The following is a 23,026-nucleotide window of genomic DNA, read 5'->3' on the forward strand; positions in this document are numbered from 1 at the left end:
CCTGCTTAATACAAAAAAGCCAGATACTCAGGGTATCTGGCTTAGCAAAAACTATCAATCTATTTTAGGACGAGACAATTAACTAATTTCTACTAACTTATTTCTTTCATAGCCTGCTTAAGCATTGGCTTTAAGAACTCACCAGTATACGAGCCTTTCACTTCCGCCACTTCTTCAGGTGTACCTTCCGCGATAATAAGTCCGCCACCTTTACCGCCTTCAGGGCCAAGGTCAATCACCCAATCCGCCGTTTTGATAACGTCAAGATTGTGCTCGATGACCACGATGGTATTACCTTTATCGCGTAGGGTATGCAAGATATTGAGCAGCTTATCGATATCATGGAAATGCAAACCAGTGGTGGGCTCATCCAAGATATAGAGCGTCTGTCCGGTATCACGTTTGGCAAGCTCACGTGCTAATTTAACCCGCTGCGCTTCACCACCTGATAACGTCGGTGCAGACTGACCCAAGCGGATATAGCTAAGACCAACATCCATTAATGCTTGCAAACGACGGTAAATCGCTGGAATAGCTGAGAAGAACTCAGTGGCATCTTCAACGGTCATATCGAGCACGTCGGCGATGTTTTTACCTTTATAGTGAATCTCTAAAGTCTCGCGGTTATAGCGCTTGCCTTCACAGGTATCACACGGCACATACATATCAGGTAAGAAATGCATCTCAACTTTAATGAGACCATCACCTTGACACATCTCACAGCGTCCGCCTTTGACGTTAAAGCTAAAGCGACCGGCTTTATAACCACGGGCGCGCGCTTCTTGCGTTTGTGCAAACATTTCACGAACTGGTGTAAACACGCCGGTATACGTCGCTGGGTTTGAGCGCGGCGTACGACCAATCGGGCTTTGATCGATATCGACCATTTTATCCAAATGCTCAAGACCACTAATGCTGTCATGCTTATCCGCAATGAGCGTTGAGGCATTATTTAGCTGTGTTGCGGCAAGTGGCATCAAAGTACGGTTAATCAGCGTCGATTTACCAGAGCCAGACACGCCAGTGATACAAGTCATGATGCCAATAGGTATCGTCAAATCCACGTCGTGTAAGTTGTTGCCTGACGCGCCTTTCAGCTCAATCGTCATCGGGACTTGTTTAGGCTTGGCTTTCCCTTTGACTTCCATATCGATCGTTTTGGCTTTATGGCGTATGCTTGGAATCTCGATTCTTTTCTTACCAGACATATATTGTCCAGTCAGCGATTCTTTGTTTGCCATGATGTCATCGACCGTACCTTGAGCGATGATATGACCACCATGTATGCCAGCGCCCACTCCGATATCGATAACGTGATCCGCTTGACGAATCGCATCTTCATCATGCTCAACGACCAATACCGTATTACCCAAATCACGCAAGCGCGTTAAGGTCTTGAGCAAGCGATCATTATCACGTTGATGCAAACCAATCGATGGTTCATCGAGTACATACATCACACCCATCAGACCTGCGCCGATTTGGCTAGCCAAACGAATACGCTGTGCTTCACCGCCCGATAGCGTTTCAGCAGAGCGTGCAAGTGATAGGTAATCAAGCCCGACACTGACGAGGAAGTTGAGGCGCTCATTAATCTCTTTAAAGATTTTTTCCGCAACTTCACCTTTATGACCGCCAATTTTAATGGTCTTGTAATATTCAGCCGCATCACCGATAGACAGCTTCACGATTTGAGCGATGGTTTGATCGTCAACGCGGACGTTGCGTGAAATTTCATTGAGACGCGCACCATCGCAGACATTACAAGTGGTATCAGCCAAGTATTTGGCCAACTCGTCACGGACTAGGTTGCTTTGGGTTTTGGCATAACGGCGCTCTAAGTATGGAAGCACACCTTCGAATGGTACGGTCTTGTTGGTTTTACGACCGCGTTCATCAGTAAAGTTAAACGTCAGCTTCTCTTTACCAGAGCCTTGCATAATAAGGTCTTGCTGTTCTTTTGGTAAATCTTGCCACGGTGCATCCATGTCAATTTTGAAATGATTGCAAACGGTTGAAAGCAGACCAAAGTAATAGGCGTGGCGCTTATCCCAACCATTAATCGCGCCTTGATTGAGTGACTTTTCATGATGGGTGATTAGTTTTTCGGCTGAGAAATATTGACGTTTACCAAGGCCATCACAGCTTGGGCAAGCACCGTACGGATTGTTAAAACTGAACATGCGCGGCTCAAGCTCAGAGACTGCACGATCACAGACAGGGCAAGAATGCTTAGCAGACATGACTTGGTTTTCATCGCCGCCTTCTTTTGGATTACCATCCATAAAGTGTAGCGTCACCAAACCTTGACCTAAACGCAGAGCCGTCTCCAAACTTTCAGCGACGCGGTTACCCAAATCATCACGAACTTTAAAGCGGTCAACGACGACTTCAATGGTATGTTTTTTCTTTTTATCGAGTGTTGGTAGCTCATCAGTATCGTAAACATCGCCATCGACACGTACGCGCACAAAGCCTTGACCAATTAATTGCTCAAGCAAGACCGTATGCTCACCTTTACGCTCACGAATCACCGGCGCAAGAATCATAATCTTCGTGTCATCTGGCAATGCCATAACTTGATCGACCATCTCAGTGACCGACTGCGCGACCATTGGCTCGCCATGCTCTGGGCAAAACGGTGTACCAATACGTGCATAAAGCAGACGCAGATAGTCATAAATTTCGGTAATCGTACCGACAGTTGAGCGCGGATTATGGTTAGTCGATTTTTGCTCGATAGCAATCGCTGGCGATAAACCCTCGATACTATCGACGTCGGGCTTTTCCATTTGAGATAAGAACTGACGTGCATAAGCCGATAAGCTCTCGACATAACGACGTTGCCCTTCGGCATACAAGGTATCGAATGCCAATGAAGATTTACCAGAACCTGATAAACCCGTAATGACCACAAATTTATCTCGTGGAATGTCTAAATCGATATTTTTTAGATTATGAGTGCGTGCGCCGCGAACCTTAATATACTCGTGTGCCATCGGTGATAGGTTTCCTATTTGCTAAATGATATTTTCAAAAAAATTAAAAGGAGCAATCAATATGAGTCAAATGATTCATCAAAAACGTGGATAATTTTAAAATTGCCATTCAAATTAATACGGCTTTATAAAAATATGCAGTTTTCACAAAGCGATAGTAATGGCTGTCTATATTAGAATATGCTTTTAATACTTGAAATGGATAAAGGTAATCTAAATAAAGATTAACTAATATGAGTGGTTTGTTATAGATTTGGCAGAATAACGTCGTTTTGTAAAAAAATTATTATAAATTTTTTCAGACCACAACGTTCTCAACGTCTTACTTTATTGTCATGATAGCTGCATTATTCAAGGTGCAATGACCCATCAGATGCACTCGGTAACAAAATTATCGCGTAAAATGAATGGCTTAAGTCGGTGGCCGCTATGATGCTGAAGTGGGAGGGCAAAAGTCTCGGCAAGCAAACGGCGAATGTCTTATACTAGTGAGCTTAATTTGTAGGCTAAAGCCTTGATACAGTCGTAATAATACAAGCAGAGCTGCCGTGATAAACCAGCAATGATGAACCAGTGAGGCAAGTATGAATAGCGTAGAAAAACGGGCAATCCTCGGGGTCGGTGGCATCTTTGCCTTGCGGATGATTGGTTTGTTTATGATTGTGCCAGTATTTTCTGTGTATGGTGATAATTATGCGCATGCGACCCCGTTTCTGATTGGTTTGGCAGTCGGTATTTATGGGTTAGGACAAGCGATATTTCAGATTCCGATGAGCCTTGCCGCGGATAAGTTCCCGCGTAAGCCGATTATATTTTTAGGTCTTGTCTTGTTTGCCATCGGCGGTATTATTGCTGCCAATGCCACAGATATTTACGAGGTCATTATTGGTCGAGCACTGGCAGGTAGTGGCGCGGTCTCTGCGGTATTGATGGCGTTACTTGCCGATGTAACTCGTGAGGAGATGCGCACCAAAGCGATGGCGACGATGGGTTTGACGATTGCGACCTCTATCATGCTTGCTTTTGCCTTTGGGCCTCTATTAGTAGGCTCGCTTGGCATCTCAGGATTGTTTTGGTTGACTGCAGGCTTTGCAGTTTTGGCGATGTTATTGTTACTGTTCGTCCCGACACCGCTACGGGTACTTAAGCACAATTTAGACAATAAATCGATTGGTCAGCAGTTGGCAACAGTCCTAAAAATTGGCGATCTAAATCGCTTGCACATTGGCATATTTGCTCTGCATCTGACCATGACCGCTATCTTTGTTATTTTACCGCATCAGCTTAATGACGTACTAGGGTTGTCGGTACGTCAGCAAGGCTTGGTCTATTTGCCTTTATTGTTCATCGGTTTTGCCGTCGCGATACCTTTTATTATCATTGCCGAAAAGAAACGCAAAATGCGCCAAGTATTCTTGGCCGCGATTGCACTGATGACGGTTGCCTTAGTATTATTGGCGCTCGGTGGTCAGGTTGGCGTCGGTATTATATTAGGATTATTGCTGTACTTTATGGGCTTTAACTTGCTTGAAGCAACGATTCCTTCGTGGATATCCAAGCGTGCACCAGTTGCCAATAAAGCCACGGCTATGGGGTTAAATTCATCCAGTCAGTTCTTTGGCGCTTTTGTTGGTGGCGCGATGGGCGGGTTGTTATTAAGTCAGCCTAATTTGTTGGCATGGGGCATATTGGCAATTATAATGGCCGCCTCTTTATTGCTGATTATTCCTATTGCTGATCCACCATATTTGTCAAGTACGACTGTGACGATACCAAAGAATATCGATATTCAGGACTGGTCACGGCAAATGCTGGCAGTAGATGGTGTTGATGAGCTGGTGGTCATGGCAAAAGAACAGGTCGCTTATTTAAAATTGGACAAGACGCAGCTCACAGATACTTCGCGACAGGAGCTGTCGCATTTGGCACAAAGCACTCTAGATATTTAACAGAAAAATGGTTAAAGTAAAAGTATATTACTGCTAAGATTGAGGCTTTATATTAAAGACTCGATTAAAGCTGGTAATAAAATTATTCATAAGTAAAAGGACGATATCATGCGCGGTGTTAATAAAGTTATCATCATCGGTAACCTCGGTGCAGACCCTGAGGCACGTCAATTCAATAACGGCGGTAGCGTGACCAATATTTCGGTTGCGACGTCAGAGCAGTGGACAGACAAGCAAAGCGGTGAAAAAAGAGAAGCAACGGAATGGCATCGTATCTCACTATTCAATCGCTTGGGCGAAATCGCTGCGCAGTATCTTCGTAAAGGCAGTAAGGTATATATCGAAGGCAGCTTACGTACCCGTAAATATCAAGATCCTAACGGACAAGACCGTTATATCACTGAAATTCGTGCTGAACAAATGCAAATGCTAGATGGCTCGACAGGTGGTAGTAATGATGCTGGTGGTGGCTTTGGTAGCAATAACCAAGGTGGTCAAAGCAACCAAGGTAGCTATGGTAATCAGGGCGGCGGGTTTAGTAACCAAGGTGGCCAGAATGACTATGGTCAGCAAGGAGGTAATCAGCCCGCTCAACAAGGCGGTTATAATCAAGGCGGCAGTGCGTCACAGGGTGGTCATCAAAATAGCTTTAACAATCAGAATGCGCCCGCTCAGCAGAATCAATTTAATAAACCGACTCAAGCACCAGCGCAGTCGAAGCCTACAGCGATGCCAGATGGCCCTGTAGACGATGACATTCCGTTCTGAGGAATACATAACTAGTAACTGTTGATTAAATCAGATGGGGTCTATATAAATAGACCCTTTTTTTATATTTAAAGAAAGATTAATAAATAAAGCTATTTATTTAATATCATTGATTGTCATCGAATTAACTGTCATTTACTGATTTTAGTAGAAAATAATGATAAGTCATTGTTATTGTCAGTATTTTTGTTTATATTAGCGTTGCTTATAATTTTAAGCATTCACACCATATTTATCAATAGACAATCAAATTTTTATCAATATGCGAAAGATTTATTATTTAATAATTACTGTATTTAGTAGTTCTTGATAAATCTATTTTTAGTATAAATGCTATTTATTTATACCCTTTATTTTAATGTGGAAAATACTATGAACAAAAGTAATGTTATTGATTTAAACAGCTTAAATGTTGATGAGCTACGTGCTATTACTGAAAATGCACAGCAGCTTATTGCTCAAAAGCAACACCAGCGCTTGTATGATGCTTATACGCAGTTTGAAAAAATCGCTGAAGAAAGCAACGCCAGTATCGAGGAGATTTTACAAGCGGGCGAAAAACTAGAAAAGAAGCGTAGCATTAAATACCGTAATACCGACAATGACGAAGAAACATGGACTGGTCGCGGACGTAAACCAACATGGTTAGTAGAGGCCTTAGCTGGAGGTCGTCGTCTTGAAGATTTTGCTATTTAATTTTCTAATGGATAGTCGCTGTTATATTTAGCAACGAACGCTCTGTCTGTAAAGTTCTGTTTGATTAACAAGTAGATCGAACCTTTATAGGCAGATAAAAGCCAGTATCTTTTTACCAAAATAGTGGTAAAAAGATACTGGCTTTTTTGCTGTCATCTGTATGCTATTGTTTGCTATGATAATGACGTTTTTACCTGATATAAGAGTTATGCCATCGTGCCCCAAGTATCTGCCTCGTCTCATAAGCATCCCCGTAAGCTGTGGTGGTTGATTGGGCTTGTCTTGTTCGCGCTATTTGCTGTTTTGCAAATGCCCGCAGCATGGCTACTTGAAAAATATGCACCAGAGACGCCTTATATACAGCACGTGTCCGGTAATGTATGGCAGGGCGCTGCAATTTGGCAGATACCTCTGTCAGCGACGCCATTGATCGGGGCGGCTGAATGGTCATGGCAGCCGTGGCATTTATTATTGGGTAAGTTTGGTGCGAAGATTGATATTTTATCAGAGCAAACTCGCCTCAATGGTCAGGTAAAAATAGGCGCAAATTCTTGGGAAGTAAAAGACATGAGCGGTAAAATTGCGCCTGAGACTCTGACTCGGGTTGTCGATTGGCAATTACCAAATACGCCAATTCAGGTCAATAATATCTCGCTCAAACGTCAGTCTGGTTCAAACGATGGTGACTCAAACAGTGACTCTAATAGAAACACGTCGGGCTTTCGTCAAGCGTCAGGTCAGCTGACATGGATTGGCGGCGAGCTTGGCTATCCTAGCGGCGGCAAAATATTTTATCTCACCATACCTGCGCTGCGTGCTGAGCTGAGCACCGAGCAAAAAAATAACAAAAATCTGCTGCATATCAATCTTGTCAACAATCAAGACAAGCGTTTAGGCGACTTGTATCTTGATGGCGATAATATGTTGGATGTCAGCTTGACCCAGCGTCTGCTCGAGAGTATGCCTGAATACAAGGGGAAAGCGCCGCAAGATACGCCTGTGGTTAGTGTGCGTCAACCACTGTTAAATGGGCTAGGGGCACGCTAGATGATGACGCTCCCTACAAGTTTAAAACCTGTGCTAAATACTTTTAACCGCTTTGCCGTTTGGCTGCTATTATTGGCAATCACTTGGTTAAGCTGGACGGCAGCGCGACTCCTATGGCTGCTGCTTGCGCCACCGTTAGCGCCGGCATTACCACTGGTACCTTTACAGGATAACGCCTTATCCGCTCCAGATTATAGTAGTCTATTTGCTATTTTTGCTGACCCTGATCCTATCGCTGCTGTAGTGCAGCCGCCGCCTAATATTGTGCTAAAGGGTGTATTGCTGGCCATTCCAGAGAGTTTGTCTTCGGCACTTTTAGAGGTCAACGGTGAAGTCAAAAACTACCGAATTGGTGACACCTTAAAAGACAGCGATTACACGTTGGTTGCGGTTGCTTGGAACGAGATTATTATAGCTGATACTATTGACAAGGAAACGGTGATTCGTATGCCAGAAGCCATGCCACTTGATCAAAGTGCGATGATCGCAGGCGGGGTCAGTAATCAGCGCTTGCAAGATGGCAATATGCTACCTAATGCGCCTGTGCCTGACCTAAGCAATACTGGTAATCAACCGGCTGCCGAAGCACCTAGCGACAGCGCGCCCAAATCTGCAATTGACGAAGCAGTGACTGAATTACAAGAAAACCCTGCCAGTTATTTAAGTAGAATGGGTGTAATGGCGGGAGGCGATAACTATCAAGTCACAGCAGCGATGCCTGCTAATATACGCAATCGCTTGGGACTTGAATCTGGTGATCGAGTGCTGAAAGTCAACGGGCAAAGCGTCGGTAGTAATCCTGCTCAGGATGCTCGCGTATTACAACAAGTGAAGCAATCAGGGGAAGCACAGATAGAAGTACAACGTGGCGATCAAGTTATTACGATTCGGCAGCAGTTTTAGCATATATAAGTGACAAAAAGGATTCTTCAAAATAAATATTTGTTGGTTGATATGATTGGCGATATGATGGCCAACATAACTTAGTATCAATTAAAATTATGACTTATCAAAAGAATTAAAGAATCAGGACTTATCAAATCCAGTAACCATTAAATTCAATAGTCATTGAATTCAGTACATACCAAGCGCCATCACTGTAGGTAATCATCAATATGGTCAGTTCTTATAATTTTTCAGTCACACCTTTGCATCATATTTTGCAGCGTTTGATGCGATTGTGCCGTCCTCTCTGCTTGGCCATACCACTATGGGCGGCTAGTACTGGGCTGGTGAGTGCTGAAAGCTGGAAGGTCAATTTGCAAGATGCTGATATCAAAGCCTTTATCAATGAAGTGGCGACGATTACCAATCAAAACTTCGTCCTTGATCCGCGCATCAACGGTAATGTGACTGTGATCTCCAACAAGCCTTTATCGCGTGATGAGATTTATCAGCTATTTTTGAGTGTGATGCAAGTCAACGGTATCGCTGCTATTGATTCAGGAACAACGATTAAACTGGTGCCAGATAACGTTGCCAAACAAACCGGTGTTGCTGTTGATTTACGTGGTGAGAGCGTCGGTGAAACCTTGGCAACGCGGGTGATTTATCTGACCAATACCCAAGCAGCAGAAGTCTTGGGCGTTATCCGTCCGCTCATGCCACCGTCTGCACATGCCGCTGCTGTGTCTGGAGTCAATGCCTTAGTGCTGTCCGATCGTGCTGATAGCCTAAATCAGCTGACAGCGCTTATCCGTGATTTAGACAGTAATGTGAATGACAGCTTACAAGTCATACCACTACGTCATGTCGATGCCGAACGTATGATGGAGTTGATTAGCGCACTGGTGGCGAGTGCTGGTAGCGGGCAAGCGCAAGGTGGCAACAATCAGCTAAAGGTTATCGCCGACACGGCGAGCGATAGACTGTTGGTTAAAGGCAGTCCTGAGATGATTGCCAAAGTTCAAGAGATGGTCAATCAATTGGACACAACGCCATCAAGGCGCTTAAGTGGTCTGCGTGTTTTCCGCCTAAAATATGCCAGTGCCGGTCATATTGCTGAGATGCTGCGCGGTCTCCTTGCCAGCCAATCCATCAATAGCTCTGGTGGTTCTTCAACATTAGAGTCAGCATCATTGAATGATGCCGCTGCTACAGGGTCGTCGCTAACTGGTGGCGCTAATAGTAAGGTAGGTAGCAATAGTATCGGTGGTACTGCTGCTACGCCTTTACCGAATAATAGTTCCGCGGGTACAAGTATCGGTATCGGTGGTCGACCTTTTAGTATTATCGCTGATGAAACTCAAAACGCCGTCATTGTTAATGCAGCACCTGAGCTGATGTTTGAGATTGAAGATGCTGTCAATCAGTTAGACAGCCGCCGCTCGCAAGTATTGATTCAAGCAGCTATTGTTGAAGTATCAGGCGATGATGCAACGCAGCTTGGGGTTCAGTGGGCGCTGGGTAATGCCAATAGCGGTTATGGCGTGGTGAACTTTAATAACGTGGGCGCAAGTGCGGTTTCACTTGCCGCTGCTGCTTTGTCAGGTGGTACAGGGATAAGCGCGGCAGCAGGCTCCATTGCTGGTGCTTTGTTAGGTATTGGCAGTAGTAGTAAAGACAGCAAAGGCAATGCGCAATTCTATGGTGCTATCTTGCAAGCGCTTGATTCTTCTACCAGCGCCAATCTGCTATCTATGCCATCGATTTTGACCTTGGACAATGAAAAAGCCAGTATCTTAGTGGGTCAAAACGTGCCGTTTGTGACAGGCTCCTACACCACGGGTAGTGACTCTTCGACGAACCCCTTTCAAACCATCGATCGCCAAGATATTGGTATCAATCTAAACGTCATCCCGCATATTGGTGCAAACGGCACCGTACGTTTAGAGGTATCACAGGAAGTTTCTTCAGTCGTACCGGGTAGTGCTGGGAATGCCAGCGGTCTTATCACCAATAAAAGCCTGATTAATACCACGATTTTGGCAGATGATCAGCAGACCATTGCTTTAGGTGGCTTGATGCGCGACAACTCCACTACGCGCCAACAAAAAGTGCCAGGTTTGGGTAATGTACCCCTTATCGGTCGACTGTTCCGCTCGGATAATGACAATAGCCAAAAAAGCAATTTAATCATATTTTTACAGCCGACTATCCTCCGTGATGGCGGCGCAGTAGCAAGCGTGACAGAGCGTAAATACAATCAGATGCGCGTTCTTCAGCTGGTTATTGATAAAAACGGTACGATTAAACAGCTGCCATTAAGCGGTACCGAAGGTTGGAATGGTGATATTAGTGCCGATTACGAGCTCATGCCACTCAATCCTTTGATTCCTAAACGGGATCAAAAGCCAAAAACAACTTCCAAAGGTTTTACTCGTGTTGATAGTCCAAGCACAGGTATCACAACTTATCCCTTAAATCGTTAAGCGCTTTTATGGCTGTTTGCTAATAAGTCTGCTAATAATCTAGCTAGGATTTTAGCGCTTACCAAACTCTGCTTTCATATCTCTCTCAAAGTTTTACTATACTTAAAAGTACGGTGTATTACATACACCGTACTTTAGTTTGCGTATTCATATAATAGATAAACATATGCCTTGGCTATACGCGTATAATAAAAACAGATAACATAGGTATGTCACGCTTTTGCTGATAGTACGATATATTTGTTAAAATAAATAAAGGTCATCTATAAAGCCGTATTCATCAGATATCAGCTAAGTACTATTCGTCAGTTAATTTTAAAAGGTAACTATAATGGCAAGCACTAATAATAAAAAAAAGTGGCTGGCATTAAGCGTAGTGGGTATTGCATTGGTACTGATACCAAGACGCAGTAGTCAAAAGGCGCACAAACCAGTGCCTGAAAATTATGACCCTATAAAAAAAGCTAAAAGTACAGATAGTGAGTAAAATGATTCTTTAGAAAGTAGTTAATGGGAAAGCTGACTTATCATAGCAATGATGAATTTTGGAGTTTCTTGATGACAGAGATTGATACATCAGCTATCAATAATAAAGTAAGAACGAAGATTTTTCCTTTAATTGATACTCATACGCATTTTGATGCTCCTGTGTTTGATGAGGATAGAGGTGAGCAGGCGCAATTTGCCTATGATAAAGGTGTGCGCCATTTAGTTTTGGTTGGCTACTTGCACCGATATTTTTCACGGCTTTATGAGAATCAGCAGCAGATAAATAATCTTTGTCAATTGGATAAAAAAAATTGTTTGAACCAAAAAAAACGTTTTCCTAAAGTACATATTGCACTAGGTTTACATCCTTTTTATATTGAGCAGCATACAGAAGCCCATTTGGAAGAAATGGCGCAAATGCTAAATGAACAACGTCCATTGGCCATTGGTGAAATAGGTTTAGATACTTTTACCGATGCCATGAAGCAGCCTGAAACGTTTGCCAAACAACAGCGGTTTTTTATTGCGCAGTTAGATATGGCAGTGGCACATCAGCTACCTGTTATGCTGCATATTCGTAAAGCACATGCCGAAGCACTGGCTTTACTAAAAGCGCATAATTATGACGCGCATAAGCTTGGCGGCATTGCCCATAGTTTTAGTGGCGGTGTACAAGAAGCCAAAGCCTTTGCGAAATTAGGGTTTAAGCTTGGCGTGACTGGGCAAATAACCAATCCCAATGCGAAAAAACTGCGCCTTGCCATTCAAGCTGCGGTTGAGAGTTATGGTATTGACTGTTTGGTTATCGAGACAGATTGCCCCGATATGATGCCTATCCTAGGCCAGACGCTAGATAATAATTTAGAAGGTGCGTCATCTAATAACGCGTCTGTGCTTGGACGAGATAAAAATAGCGAACGGGGTGATACATCTATGCATAGTAGGAATGTTCCTGCTAATTTGCTTTACGTATTACATAGCTTGAGCGAATTACTAAATGTTTCTGCGGCTATTCTCGCTCAGCAATTGTGGCTCAACAGTTGTAATGCTTTGCAAACTAAGTGGTCTTATTCACTTTGAAGTTTTTAGCGAATACTGATTAATATACAAATGGTTTAACAATAAGATTCTTAAGAGTTTCTACATCGTTATGAATGAAGATATACAGATGCAGTCAGATATTATCCAGCCAGAGCCTATTGAAAAGCAGATACTTGTACCTGAAGTATTGACAATACCCGATAGGGATGCCACGCAATATGAGCGTCGTTTTAAAGGCACTCAGACACTGTACGGTAATGCCGCAGTAGATACATTTTTTGCTGCACATGTCTATGTTATTGGTGTTGGCGGTGTGGGTTCTTGGGCAGCAGAAGCTTTGGCGCGTACGGCTGTTGGTACTATTACGTTAATTGATTTGGATATATTGGTAGTATCCAATGTCAATCGGCAGCTGCCCGCTTTAGATAGTACCTTTGGGCAAAGTAAAATTGAGGCGATGGCAGCCCGTATCCGTGAGATAAATCCGAAAGCTACCCTGCATTTGGTTGATGATTTTTTGACCACTGAAAACGTCGCGATATTGCTGCCCAGCCGCGCACAAGCAAAAATGACGGCTCAAACGGCTCCGATTGTGATTTTAGATTGTGTCGATGATATGGAGGCCAAACTTGCTATTGCCTTGCATTGCCGCTTTAACAAACTAAAATTGGTTTGCGCTGGCGGGGCAGGGGGTAAAATAGACCCCAGTCAAATTAGAGTCGGCGATTTACGTGACACCTATCAAGATCCGTTATTGGCCAAATTACGTAATAAATTACGCCATGAAAAAGGCATCAATAGTGCCTTAAAAGAGAAATTTGGTATCAAGTGTGTCTATTCGACAGAACCTCCCCGCGTAGACAAAAGCTGTCAAACAGGTGGTTTGCACTGTGGTGGTTATGGTTCGGCGGTCGTCGTCACCTCAGTGGTTGCCATGCTTATGGTGAGTGAGGCATTACAATTATTGCTTAAGCAGGCGGCTGTTAAACCAAGCCTCTGATATGAATTTATGGAGTCCACCTTGTCTATATCCAACGTACCAGACTTTGATTACCCTATCGCAGAAGATGATGCGGAGCGTATCAATAGGCTCAAAAAATATCAGGTATTTAATACCAATCAAGAGTCTTCTTTTGCACGTTTGACTGAGCTTGCGAAACTGTTTTTTAATGTGCCGATGGTGGCGATTACTTTTATAGATGAAGAAACTCAGTACCTAAAATCTGGTATTGGTCTTGACGAGGTATGTACCACGACACGTAATGTGGCTATTTGTAATTATACTATATTGTCTGATAGCATTTTTGTGGTAGCTGATTTGGCAAACGATGAGCGCTTCAATACAAATCCATTTGTCGCCCAATGGCCTAACCTACGCTTTTATGCTGGCGCTCCTATCATTATGCATGAAGATGGCAAACAGTACCGTTTTGGCTCTTTATGTCTGATGGATATAGAGCCTCATCATGATTTTAGTGATGAAAAAGCCGATGTCTTATCCCAATTTGCGACGATGGCAGCCGACGCTTTAAAGCTACAAGAGCAGCAGCGTAATGCTAAATATGCCAATGAGATGAAGTCAGCGTTTTTGGCCAATATGAGTCATGAGATACGCACACCGATGAACGGTATCATCGGTATGGTTGAGATGCTCAGTGACACCATGCTGAGCGTTGAACAAAGAGAGTATATCGAGAATATAAAAGTATCAAATGAGCATTTGCTCGCGATTATCAATGGTATTTTAGACTTATCAAAAGTCGAAGCCGGTAAAATGACTATCGATTCTATCCCGATGAATCTATCTAGTCTCTGTAATGAGGTCGTTAGCTTATTTGCTATCAAAGCTCGCCAACGTGGCTTGGTTTTAGACTATCACTATACCGAGTCACTATCGCCTTATGTTAAAGGGGATCCCGTACGTCTTAAGCAGGTCATGGTAAATTTGGTCAATAATGCGATTAAATTTACCCGTGAAGGCGGGCGTGTAACGATTGATGTTAAACATATGCAAGACAATCCTTGTCTAGATAATAAGGATTGCGATCAGACTAAAGGCAGTAATGATAGTCGTTTAGATTTTGCCATTGATGATAAAAATGACACAACGATTCATCAAGAAATGACTTTATGTATTGAGGTTACGGATACGGGCGTCGGTATTAAGTCTGAATCATTAGAGGCAATATTCGATGCTTATGATCAAGCAAATAAATATACCCATAGGCTTTATGGTGGTACCGGACTTGGATTGTCTGTTTGTAAGTCTCTAGTGGAGCTAATGGGTGGCTATATTGAAGTAGATAGCGTAGTCGGTATTGGCACGACCTTTAGAGTATTATTGCCGCTACCGTGTATTGCTACAGAAGATTATGAGATATGGCAAGCGGACAATGACTTTACAATAACGTTGCCGAGTGATGAGCTGGTCGGTCATATCTTGTTGGTTGAAGATGATAGTGTGAACGCGATGATTGCCAAAAAAGCCCTTAATAATGGTGGTCATACGGTCACTCACGTCAATGACGGGCAACAAGCTATCGAGATATTTGCCTTATATCCTGAGCGCTATGATGTGATTTTGATGGATCATCACATGCCGATTATGGATGGGGTACAGGCAACCATCAAACTTCACGAGCTCTATGCTCCTCAAGACTTGCCGCCTATTATTGCGTTGACTGCCAATGCAATGGATGGCGAGCGTAAAAAATACCTTGATGTGGGTATGCAGGATTATTGTACAAAGCCTTTCAAACAAGAGCAGCTGAATGCGTTGGTGCAATATTGGTTGATGCATAAGCAATCATTAGAACAATAACTGGCAGTTTAATTCCACCCTTTATTATTCATGACTTATTTGCTAGCCATTAAAAAGCTTAACCTCTCTCTGAGCGGTTAAGCTTTTTTGTTTTTACAGACAGACTAGAGCTATCTATTAATAGCTTTAGCTAACGCGCGTTTGATAATCGCCAGTACGAGTATCTACACGTACTACTTCACCTTGCTGCACAAATAATGGTACACGTACCACAGCGCCAGTCTCTAACGTTGCAGGCTTGCCGCCGCCGCCTGAGGTATCACCACGTACACCCGGATCGGTTTCAGTGATTTGCAATTCAACGAAGTTTGGCGGTGTTACTGAAAGAGGAGCACCGTTGAATAAAGTGATGGTACATAGTGCATTGCTGTTTTCTTTTAACCACTTTATTGAATCGCTCATCGCTGTTTTGTCCGCTTGAATCTGCTCAAAACTCTCAGGATGCATGAAATGCCAAAATTCACCATCGTTATAGAGATAGTTCATTTCAGTGTCCATGACATCAGCAGCTTCTAAGCTATCGCCTGACTTAAAGGTTTGTTCTAATACTTTACCACTACGAAGATTGCGCAATTTAACACGGTTAAAGGCCTGTCCTTTACCTGGTTTGACAAACTCGTTTTCAAGAATGGCACAAGGGTTGCCATCGAGCATGACTTTGAGACCAGATTTAAATTCATTGGTAGAAAAACTTGCCACGGAAGACTCCTAAGGGTTTAGAAAAAGGGTTGAAAAAAAGGATGGTAAATATTTTTAGTGAAAATGGAGTGCCAGATTTACCGTGCTAAAAGATATGAGCCATTCTGCTACATAAACGATAGGACGTTTGCTTTGATAGGCGACGCCCTAACAGCGTATAATATCGGCTTTTGGGCACAGGTATTAGGTTGTCATGATAAACCATTTAATCACACAAAAAAACTGGCAAACGCAATTATCCGAAGCCATTACCTCTATTGATGAGCTGCTTGAGATATTAGAGCTACAATCTCTGCGCTCAGAAGTCTACGTGCCTAAGCATTTTGAGCTGCGAGTACCGCGTGCCTTTGTGGCAAAAATGACCGTTGGTGATCATGATGATCCTTTATTAAGGCAGGTGTTACCCAATCATAAAGAGCAAATGGCAGTAGCGGGCTATGTGGCTGACCCACTAGCCGAAAATGCGCATAATCCTGTCAAAGGCGTACTGCATAAATATCAATCAAGACTGCTATTAACCATTACTGGTGCTTGCGCGATTCATTGTCGTTACTGCTTTCGTCAGCATTTTGACTATAGTGCCAATATGCCAACTGCCAGCGCAAAACAGGATATTATCGATTATATCAGCGCCCATCCTGAGATTAATGAAGTTATCTTAAGTGGCGGTGATCCATTAAATGTGACCAATAGACGTCTATTTGCTTGGCTAGATACTTTAGAGGCGATTGGGCAACTGACAACCATTCGTATACATACCCGTCTACCGCTCGTGATTCCAGCAAGGCTTGATGATGCGTTATTAGAGCGTTTGGCACAAAGCCGTTGTCAAATCGTTATGGTCATTCATGGTAATCATGCCAATGAGATTGATGCGTTGACCGCAGAGTATTTGCAGCGCGCTCGTGCCGCAGGAATTACTTTATTAAATCAAGCGGTACTTTTAAAAGGTATCAATGACAGCGTTAGTGCGCAAACGGCATTGAGTCAGCGTTTATTTGCAGCGGGCGTGTTGCCCTATTATCTACATGTACTAGATAAAGTGGCGGGCGCGGCTCATTTTGACAGTGATGAGAAATTTGCCATTGAGCTTTATTGGTCGCTATTGGCTAAATTACCGGGCTACCTAGTACCCAAACTGGTCAGAGAATTGCCAAACGAACCTTTCAAGGTGCCAATTAATGTTTACAATAATAGGTAAATTGTGCACTATGATAGGGTTTTTATTTTGGCAAATACATAACAAGAAATAGATTTGAGAAAATTATAAATAAGCAACATATATAGAAGAATGGTTAGGTATGATAGCAATATTCTTTTTTAAGAATATATCCTTCTACACTCATGGATAACTTACGCAATTACTAAGGATGGTAATGGTAAATTTATCGACGTTTCAAGCGTATTTAGCGGCTGAACCCCCTTTTTTAGAAGCTTGCAATAAGTTTAAGAGTAGCAATGAGCCGCACTTGCATAAATGGGCGGCACTATTGCCAGCGCAAACAGAGGCCCAGCAAGTCGAACAAATAGAAAAAGTATTAACAGAATTGCGCCTGATTCCTACTGATGATAGGCAGCGTTTAAGATTGATTAAGATTGTCACTAATGCCGCCAGTCAGCTAATTGCGGCGCTACGCCAACAGTACATTTATGAGACAGGGGCGCTCAATGAGGCTCAGCTTGGCTATGTTGCTCAGGTGAAGTCGCTGTACTATTCATTGATTATGACCTATGACGGCGTGATACGCCGCGAAATTACCCTTTTAAAGGATAAGCAGCAAGCACCTTCAAGTAATCTGTTGCAGCGCTATTTTACCAGTGAAAAATCATCTCCTGTTACCTTGGCGATTGCCACTTACCAAACGCTACTGATGTATCAAAAACTGCTATTTGAAGATGGCTTTTGTTATCAAAAGTCGCCAGCCTATATATGGGCCAATGTAAATAACTTATATCTTAACGCATGCCAGCAGCGAGTCTCACATATTGTACTGAGTGCTTACATTCCAGCGCTGCAAGGTGATACTATCCATCATTTATATTGCCAAATATGCTTGCATGAGTTGCTAAATGTACGAGCACTGCGTCGACCTCATATCTTACTGCTACAGCGTCTGCTGCCAGCGTGGAGTGCACATATAATTGCTACCATAGAGCCGCGCACAGCAACGCGAGTGTTCGTCAATCTACAGAGTAAAGAGCCGCCTACTTATTTAACTGCATTATCTACTATCAACCCATATGATGCTCATCACACCTGCTTATTTATAGAGCTTGAACCTTTAGTGACGTATTTACAATCGCGTATGAAAACCTTAACTGATACTGATCGAAGAGGGGTTGAATATTTTCTGATTAATACCGTTTCAATGGCGATAAGATATCGTTATATTCAACCAAAGCGCATGCCTCCTATTGATCAGAATACAAAGCAGACGGTAACGATAATAGCGGGTTTTAATGAGATGCATTATCGTATCAGTAACGGTGAAGCTTTCAGCAATTTAATAGCATCTAAAAACCTGCCAGAGTATCAGCAGCCGCGTTATGATACCTTACCAAAAAATTTTGCTACCCATAAAGAATTAAGGGCGGATACATCTGAGGGTGATAATCAGTTGTCACACTTTCGTACCCTACGCTTATTTCTAGATTCATCTGAGCCAATTGATAAAATTGATGATCTCACTTCCATCGCACCACCTTTACAAATAATGAGCCTTTTTTTATTGTGTCGCAAAGATAAGGCTACCGCGCCTAAATGGTCCATGGGAGTAGTGCGTTGGCTTAATTTGGATAGCGCAAAACTCGAGCTTGAATGGCAAATCCTTGGTCATAAGATAATCGCCTGTGGAATTTGTCTACAAGATAGACAGAATCGCAGTCAGCATTTTGTGCCAGCGTTTGTCATCGGAGCAGATGAACACTTACAAACGTCTTATAGTCTATTGTTACCAACCTCTCATTTTCAAACAGATGATAAGGTTATCATGCGTATTAATGACCAACAGAAATCTTTGCGCTTGGGTCGTAGTCTAATGGTGACTGATGAATTTAGCCAATATGAAGGGGTGCAGGGTTAATGACGTTAATCTACATAAAAGCCGGACCTCTAAAGACCTAGTTACTCGTGTCATATAAAATTGCTATGTCGAATTATTTAACAATTACCATGATAAGTTAAGCAACAGTCGGCTAAATTATTGTTTATAATGACAACAATAACTACGACGCTGTTTCTTAATATTCTGCTATCTTTTATATATTTGACGACAGCTCAGCGGCGATTCATATTATTTTTTAAGATTAAAAAGGCTTTCTATGCGTACTCAGTCTCTCTTGAACTTATTGGTTATCGATGCTGATCAGCTTTATGCTGAGCGCCTTGTAGACTTGCTCGGTTCATACTATGACAGTGTGAATTTAGGTTTTTTGGACGATAAAGATGAGTTGCTAAAATCATTGCGTCAATCATGGGATGTGTTGGTTTTTGGTCAAGCGTATGATATGAGTTTTACCGACGTGGTTGCTATTATTCAAGAGCAAGATATTGACTTACCATCGGTTTGTTTGATAAGTAAAAACACGGTAGCCAACGCTCACAATGACGAAGGCTTACCGTCTATTATGAATGGTACGATGGTTAAGGCACTCTATGTAGAGCAAGAAACGGCAGTCATCATGGCTATTCGCTTATTGCACGAAAACTTGCACAGTCGCCAACAGCTTAAGACATTGCAGTCTGTGCTCTCTGAGGCAGAACAGCGCGCAAACGTATTGATTAAAAACTCAAAAAGTGCAGTTGCATACATTGATCAAGGGATTCATATCTTTGCCAATGATCCGTATCTGCAGTTATTTGGTTTTGAGGCGATGAACGATATTATCGGTATACCTGTGATTGATTTGATTGCAGGCGGTGATAATGTTAAGGCTGTTAAACAGTTTTTACGTCAGTTCGATAAAGGGAACCGTAAAGACGTTGAGTTTAATTTTGAGAGTAGACGTAAGGATGGCAGTACGTTTGAAGCAAAACTACAGTTGGCAATAGCGACACTAGATGGTGAGCCGGTCACCCAGATTATTATTCAACAAAATAATAGCAATAGCATTGAGGTCGCCAAACGTTTGGCTGAAGCTGAGCGTAAAGACAGCTTAACGGGCATTGATAATCGCCACAGCTTTGAAGAGCAGCTGGCGGCAGCATATGAGCAGGCAAGAAAAGGGGCTTTGACGGCGGCACTTTTGTATGTGCAACTCGATAATGTCGGAAAAATTAGAAGCAGTTTAGGTCTGCAAGGTATTGATAGCACGGTGAAACAAGTCGCTAATACCTTAGATGAGCTGGTAGTCGATGGTCATGTCAGCCGCTTTAGTGATACAGCATTCACTATTTTGGTCGAAAATCAGACGACAGCTGCGCTTGAAAAGCTGGCTGAACAGATTGGTATGAGTATCAGTAAGATGCTTATTGAAGTGGATAAGCGCACAACCAATACGACAGCAAGTACTGCTATTGTTAAAATTGAAAAAAATACGCCTGAGCCTAGAGTGCTGCTTGAGCGCGCCATGGATGCCATCAATCAAATCATGATAGAGACCTCCAATCATGGCGGCCGCTATCATTTATATGATGCAAGTGAACACGCCAATAGTGACGATCATGCGCTAGCAGAATCTCTGGTTGATGCCATTACCAATAATCGCTTTGAGTTATTGTTCCAGCCCATATATGACATCAATAATGACCGTAGTGATTTCTTTGAAGTATTCCTGCGGCTACCGCTAGCAGATGCTGAGAATACCGTATTGACTCCAGAACAGTTTATGGCGGTTGCAAAATCTCATCAATTATTAGAAAAAATAGACCGCTGGGTATTAATTAATGCCTGTAAGAGAATCAATGAAGTACGTAAAACTCATCCAGAGGCGCGGTTACTGGTACAGCTAACCAGTGCGTCCTTAATCGATAAAAAACTGCCCAGTGTTGCAAGCCAGCTTATCAATGCCATCGGTGGTAAAGCTGGGGCGTTGACACTGCAGTTCAATGAAAAAGACATCTCAGATTACTTAACGGTAGCGAAATCTCAATTCACCGCGCTCAGTCAGGTAAACTGCCAGCTTAGCATCAATAATTTTGGCTCATCCATAAAATCTGTGGAGCTTGCCAATTTTGTTCATCCTAATATGGTGCGTTTAGCCCATAATTATGTCGAAGGGATTGATGCCTCTGACAATTTAGAAACGGTCAAATCAATTATCGTACGTACCAATGAGATTAATGTTGATGTATTGATACCTTATATTGAAGATGCTGCAACCATGTCTGTTGCATGGAGTGTCGGCGCACGCTACCTACAAGGCAATTATTTAGAAATGCCGAGTAACAGTATCAAAGTCTCTAATGAGAGTTAAGTCTTATTTTATATTCATAAATACTATATAGATACTCTGCATTTATGGTCTACAGACGGCTATCGATGTCTATCAACCTTTGCATTATAGAATGTTTGATGTAGACTCATCGACATCAATACCTATTAATTAAAGATGACACCATGTCTATAGTCAATAAATATCAACTGGTCGGTATGCTTGTTGCCGCTTTGCTACTAAGTGCTTGTGAGAAAACGCCGCCTGATTATCGTCCTACTGTCACGCTACCGCTTTATATTGAAGGCGATGCCGATAATGGTGCACTCATATATCAAGATGCTTGTGGTCAGTGTCATCAGTTAAACCCCGGTCTCAATAAAAAAGGCCCGCAGCTGATGAATATTTATGGCGCGCCGGCAGCGGAACTTGCAGATTATACTTATAGTGAAGGACTTAAAGCCTCGGGTTGGGTATGGGATGCTCAAACGCTTGATACTTATATTGCGGATGCTGAAAAAGCCATGCCAGATTCTAAAATGCTGTCAGACCCGATGCCAGATTCTAAAGAGCGCGCTGATGTGATCGCTTACTTGTCTACCCTTCGCGCAGCTGCCCCAAGTGTTGAAAATGATAAATAACCCTTACCTGATACCTTTTTTTCCTCACAAATTAAACCCATAATCGCCTTAACGCAGCCACTAATATGCCCCTTTCATCGAAACATCAGCTGATATCAGAAACGCGTCCTCAAACGGTGCCTAGTGCTGCTGATTATAGCCATAATCAGCAAAAAATTGCTCAGTTAATGGCGCAATTGAATCAAATCGTATTGGATAAATCGCAAGTAGTTAAGCTTGCGCTTAGTGGTATTTTAGCAGGCGGTCATTTATTGCTACAAGACTTGCCGGGTATGGGTAAGACGACCTTGGCACAAGGTTTAGCCCAGTTATTAGGCTTAAGCTTTAGCCGTGTGCAGTTCACCAATGATATGCTGCCTGCCGATATATTGGGCATGAGTATCTATGATCAAAATAAGCGCCAATTTGAGTTTCGAGCAGGTCCTATCTTTACCCAGCTGCTGCTCGCTGATGAGATCAATCGCTCAAGTCCCAAAACCCAGAGCGCTTTACTTGAAGCGATGGAGGAGCGGCAAGTGACACAAGATGGGCAAAGTTATCCCTTACCCAGGCCATTTTTTGTGATAGCCACTCAAAACCCTTTGCAGCAAGCAGGTGTTTACCCACTTCCTGAGTCGCAGCTAGATCGATTTTTATTGTGCTTATCGCTTGGTTATCCATCAGCTGCAGCAGAGCGGGCATTGTTAAAAGGTCAAGATCGCCGCGAGCTTTTAAACAGTTTGGGTGCGGTGCTTGATACGGAAGCGGTGTTATTGGCGCAGCAAGGGGTTAAGCAGGTATACATCGCAGATGTGGTCTTGGATTATCTTCAGCGTCTGGTCGCAAAGACGCGAGCAAGCCAAGAGTATCATGGGCTGTCGCCGCGCGGTTTATTGTCGCTACAGCGCGCCGCGCAGGCTTACGCCTATGTATCAGGACATATGGAGGTCACGCCTGAAGATATTCAAGCGGTATTTGCTGCAGTCACTGACCATCGTTTGGGTCAGCGTTTTGTGCCAGCCCATGTCACTGGCGGGCAAGCTACCCCGACCATTTCTCAACGTATTTTGGCAGAAGTAGCAGTTATTGTTTAAATGTTTATGATTCGATAAATGCTCATCTAAAATCATTTAACACTGAAGGCGATTCTCTA

At 42.9% G+C, this 23,026-nt stretch carries 17 protein-coding genes; 15 read left to right on the top strand and 2 right to left on the bottom strand.

Going from position 1 to position 23,026, the window contains the following annotated elements:
• Nucleotides 1–92: 92 nt before the first annotated feature.
• A complete protein-coding gene (gene uvrA, locus JMX89_RS02900) occupies nucleotides 93–2,999 on the bottom strand; it encodes an excinuclease ABC subunit UvrA (RefSeq protein ID WP_201550814.1) in 2,907 nt (968 codons plus the stop codon).
• A 584-nt stretch (nucleotides 3,000–3,583) separates the two neighbouring features.
• Between uvrA and JMX89_RS02905 the strand changes: the two genes are divergently transcribed.
• The 10 genes from JMX89_RS02905 (at nucleotide 3,584) to JMX89_RS02950 (ending at nucleotide 15,181) form a co-directional block, all read left to right on the top strand.
• Nucleotides 3,584–4,948, top strand: a complete 1,365-nt coding sequence (locus tag JMX89_RS02905) for an MFS transporter (RefSeq protein ID WP_201550816.1) — start codon at nucleotides 3,584–3,586, stop codon at nucleotides 4,946–4,948.
• Nucleotides 4,949–5,056: 108 nt separating this feature from the next.
• Entirely contained in the window at nucleotides 5,057–5,716 is a 660-nt protein-coding gene (gene ssb, locus JMX89_RS02910; RefSeq protein ID WP_020444130.1) for a single-stranded DNA-binding protein, read from the top strand.
• A gap of 372 nt (nucleotides 5,717–6,088) precedes the next feature.
• The gene (locus JMX89_RS02915) at nucleotides 6,089–6,412 is read left to right on the top strand and encodes an H-NS family nucleoid-associated regulatory protein (RefSeq protein WP_201531030.1); all 324 of its coding nucleotides are present in this window, start codon (nucleotides 6,089–6,091) and stop codon (nucleotides 6,410–6,412) included.
• Nucleotides 6,413–6,628: 216 nt separating this feature from the next.
• The gene (gene gspN / locus JMX89_RS02920) at nucleotides 6,629–7,459 is read left to right on the top strand and encodes a type II secretion system protein N (RefSeq protein WP_201531029.1); all 831 of its coding nucleotides are present in this window, start codon (nucleotides 6,629–6,631) and stop codon (nucleotides 7,457–7,459) included.
• The gene (locus JMX89_RS02925) at nucleotides 7,460–8,362 is read left to right on the top strand and encodes a type II secretion system protein N (RefSeq protein ID WP_201531027.1); all 903 of its coding nucleotides are present in this window, start codon (nucleotides 7,460–7,462) and stop codon (nucleotides 8,360–8,362) included.
• 212 nt (nucleotides 8,363–8,574) lie between these two features.
• Nucleotides 8,575–10,830 carry a type II secretion system secretin GspD gene (gspD, locus tag JMX89_RS02930; RefSeq protein WP_201531025.1) on the top strand — a complete coding sequence of 752 codons (2,256 nt, stop codon included), beginning with the start codon at nucleotides 8,575–8,577 and terminating at the stop codon, nucleotides 10,828–10,830.
• A gap of 331 nt (nucleotides 10,831–11,161) precedes the next feature.
• On the top strand, nucleotides 11,162–11,317 hold the full coding sequence (locus JMX89_RS02935) for a hypothetical protein (protein ID WP_201531023.1): 156 nt from the start codon (nucleotides 11,162–11,164) through the stop codon (nucleotides 11,315–11,317).
• Between the two features lie 71 nt (nucleotides 11,318–11,388).
• A complete protein-coding gene (locus tag JMX89_RS02940; RefSeq protein ID WP_201550819.1) occupies nucleotides 11,389–12,399 on the top strand; it encodes a TatD family hydrolase in 1,011 nt (336 codons plus the stop codon).
• A gap of 70 nt (nucleotides 12,400–12,469) precedes the next feature.
• Entirely contained in the window at nucleotides 12,470–13,360 is an 891-nt protein-coding gene (locus tag JMX89_RS02945; RefSeq protein ID WP_201550821.1) for a ThiF family adenylyltransferase, read from the top strand.
• Nucleotides 13,361–13,381: 21 nt separating this feature from the next.
• Complete coding sequence (locus JMX89_RS02950; protein WP_227672987.1) at nucleotides 13,382–15,181, top strand: GAF domain-containing hybrid sensor histidine kinase/response regulator; 1,800 nt, start codon at nucleotides 13,382–13,384, stop codon at nucleotides 15,179–15,181.
• Nucleotides 15,182–15,307: 126 nt separating this feature from the next.
• Here the strand turns inward: JMX89_RS02950 and efp are convergent, their stop codons facing one another.
• Complete coding sequence (gene efp, locus JMX89_RS02955; protein ID WP_011514270.1) at nucleotides 15,308–15,880, bottom strand: elongation factor P; 573 nt, start codon at nucleotides 15,878–15,880, stop codon at nucleotides 15,308–15,310.
• Between the two features lie 193 nt (nucleotides 15,881–16,073).
• On the opposite strand from efp, the gene epmB reads away from it, so the two are divergent.
• The 5 genes from epmB to JMX89_RS02980 all read left to right on the top strand — a co-directional run bounded on the left by epmB (nucleotide 16,074) and on the right by JMX89_RS02980 (nucleotide 22,967).
• Complete coding sequence (epmB, locus tag JMX89_RS02960) at nucleotides 16,074–17,081, top strand: EF-P beta-lysylation protein EpmB (protein WP_201531017.1); 1,008 nt, start codon at nucleotides 16,074–16,076, stop codon at nucleotides 17,079–17,081.
• 175 nt (nucleotides 17,082–17,256) lie between these two features.
• The gene (locus JMX89_RS02965) at nucleotides 17,257–18,963 is read left to right on the top strand and encodes a hypothetical protein (protein ID WP_201531015.1); all 1,707 of its coding nucleotides are present in this window, start codon (nucleotides 17,257–17,259) and stop codon (nucleotides 18,961–18,963) included.
• A 238-nt stretch (nucleotides 18,964–19,201) separates the two neighbouring features.
• On the top strand, nucleotides 19,202–21,295 hold the full coding sequence (locus JMX89_RS02970) for an EAL domain-containing protein (RefSeq protein WP_201531013.1): 2,094 nt from the start codon (nucleotides 19,202–19,204) through the stop codon (nucleotides 21,293–21,295).
• Between the two features lie 143 nt (nucleotides 21,296–21,438).
• Entirely contained in the window at nucleotides 21,439–21,894 is a 456-nt protein-coding gene (locus tag JMX89_RS02975; protein ID WP_181209752.1) for a c-type cytochrome, read from the top strand.
• Between the two features lie 65 nt (nucleotides 21,895–21,959).
• On the top strand, nucleotides 21,960–22,967 hold the full coding sequence (locus JMX89_RS02980) for an AAA family ATPase (protein WP_201531011.1): 1,008 nt from the start codon (nucleotides 21,960–21,962) through the stop codon (nucleotides 22,965–22,967).
• Nucleotides 22,968–23,026: the final 59 nt, after the last annotated feature.

Source organism: Psychrobacter sp. DD43 (assembly GCF_904846555.1).
Classification (GTDB): Bacteria; Pseudomonadota; Gammaproteobacteria; order Pseudomonadales; family Moraxellaceae; genus Psychrobacter; species Psychrobacter cryohalolentis.

Bases quoted from the DNA above. Each gene is read 5' to 3' on its own strand.
- uvrA (WP_201550814.1), bottom strand. From the start codon at position 2,999: ATGGCACACGAGTATATTAAGGTTCGCGGCGCACGCACTCATAATCTA.
- JMX89_RS02905 (WP_201550816.1), top strand. From the start codon at position 3,584: ATGAATAGCGTAGAAAAACGGGCAATCCTCGGGGTCGGTGGCATCTTT.
- ssb (WP_020444130.1), top strand. From the start codon at position 5,057: ATGCGCGGTGTTAATAAAGTTATCATCATCGGTAACCTCGGTGCAGAC.
- JMX89_RS02915 (WP_201531030.1), top strand. From the start codon at position 6,089: ATGAACAAAAGTAATGTTATTGATTTAAACAGCTTAAATGTTGATGAG.
- JMX89_RS02925 (WP_201531027.1), top strand. From the start codon at position 7,460: ATGATGACGCTCCCTACAAGTTTAAAACCTGTGCTAAATACTTTTAAC.
- gspD (WP_201531025.1), top strand. From the start codon at position 8,575: ATGGTCAGTTCTTATAATTTTTCAGTCACACCTTTGCATCATATTTTG.
- JMX89_RS02935 (WP_201531023.1), top strand. From the start codon at position 11,162: ATGGCAAGCACTAATAATAAAAAAAAGTGGCTGGCATTAAGCGTAGTG.
- JMX89_RS02940 (WP_201550819.1), top strand. From the start codon at position 11,389: ATGACAGAGATTGATACATCAGCTATCAATAATAAAGTAAGAACGAAG.
- JMX89_RS02945 (WP_201550821.1), top strand. From the start codon at position 12,470: ATGAATGAAGATATACAGATGCAGTCAGATATTATCCAGCCAGAGCCT.
- epmB (WP_201531017.1), top strand. From the start codon at position 16,074: ATGATAAACCATTTAATCACACAAAAAAACTGGCAAACGCAATTATCC.
- JMX89_RS02965 (WP_201531015.1), top strand. From the start codon at position 17,257: ATGGTAAATTTATCGACGTTTCAAGCGTATTTAGCGGCTGAACCCCCT.
- JMX89_RS02970 (WP_201531013.1), top strand. From the start codon at position 19,202: ATGCGTACTCAGTCTCTCTTGAACTTATTGGTTATCGATGCTGATCAG.
- JMX89_RS02975 (WP_181209752.1), top strand. From the start codon at position 21,439: ATGTCTATAGTCAATAAATATCAACTGGTCGGTATGCTTGTTGCCGCT.
- JMX89_RS02980 (WP_201531011.1), top strand. From the start codon at position 21,960: ATGCCCCTTTCATCGAAACATCAGCTGATATCAGAAACGCGTCCTCAA.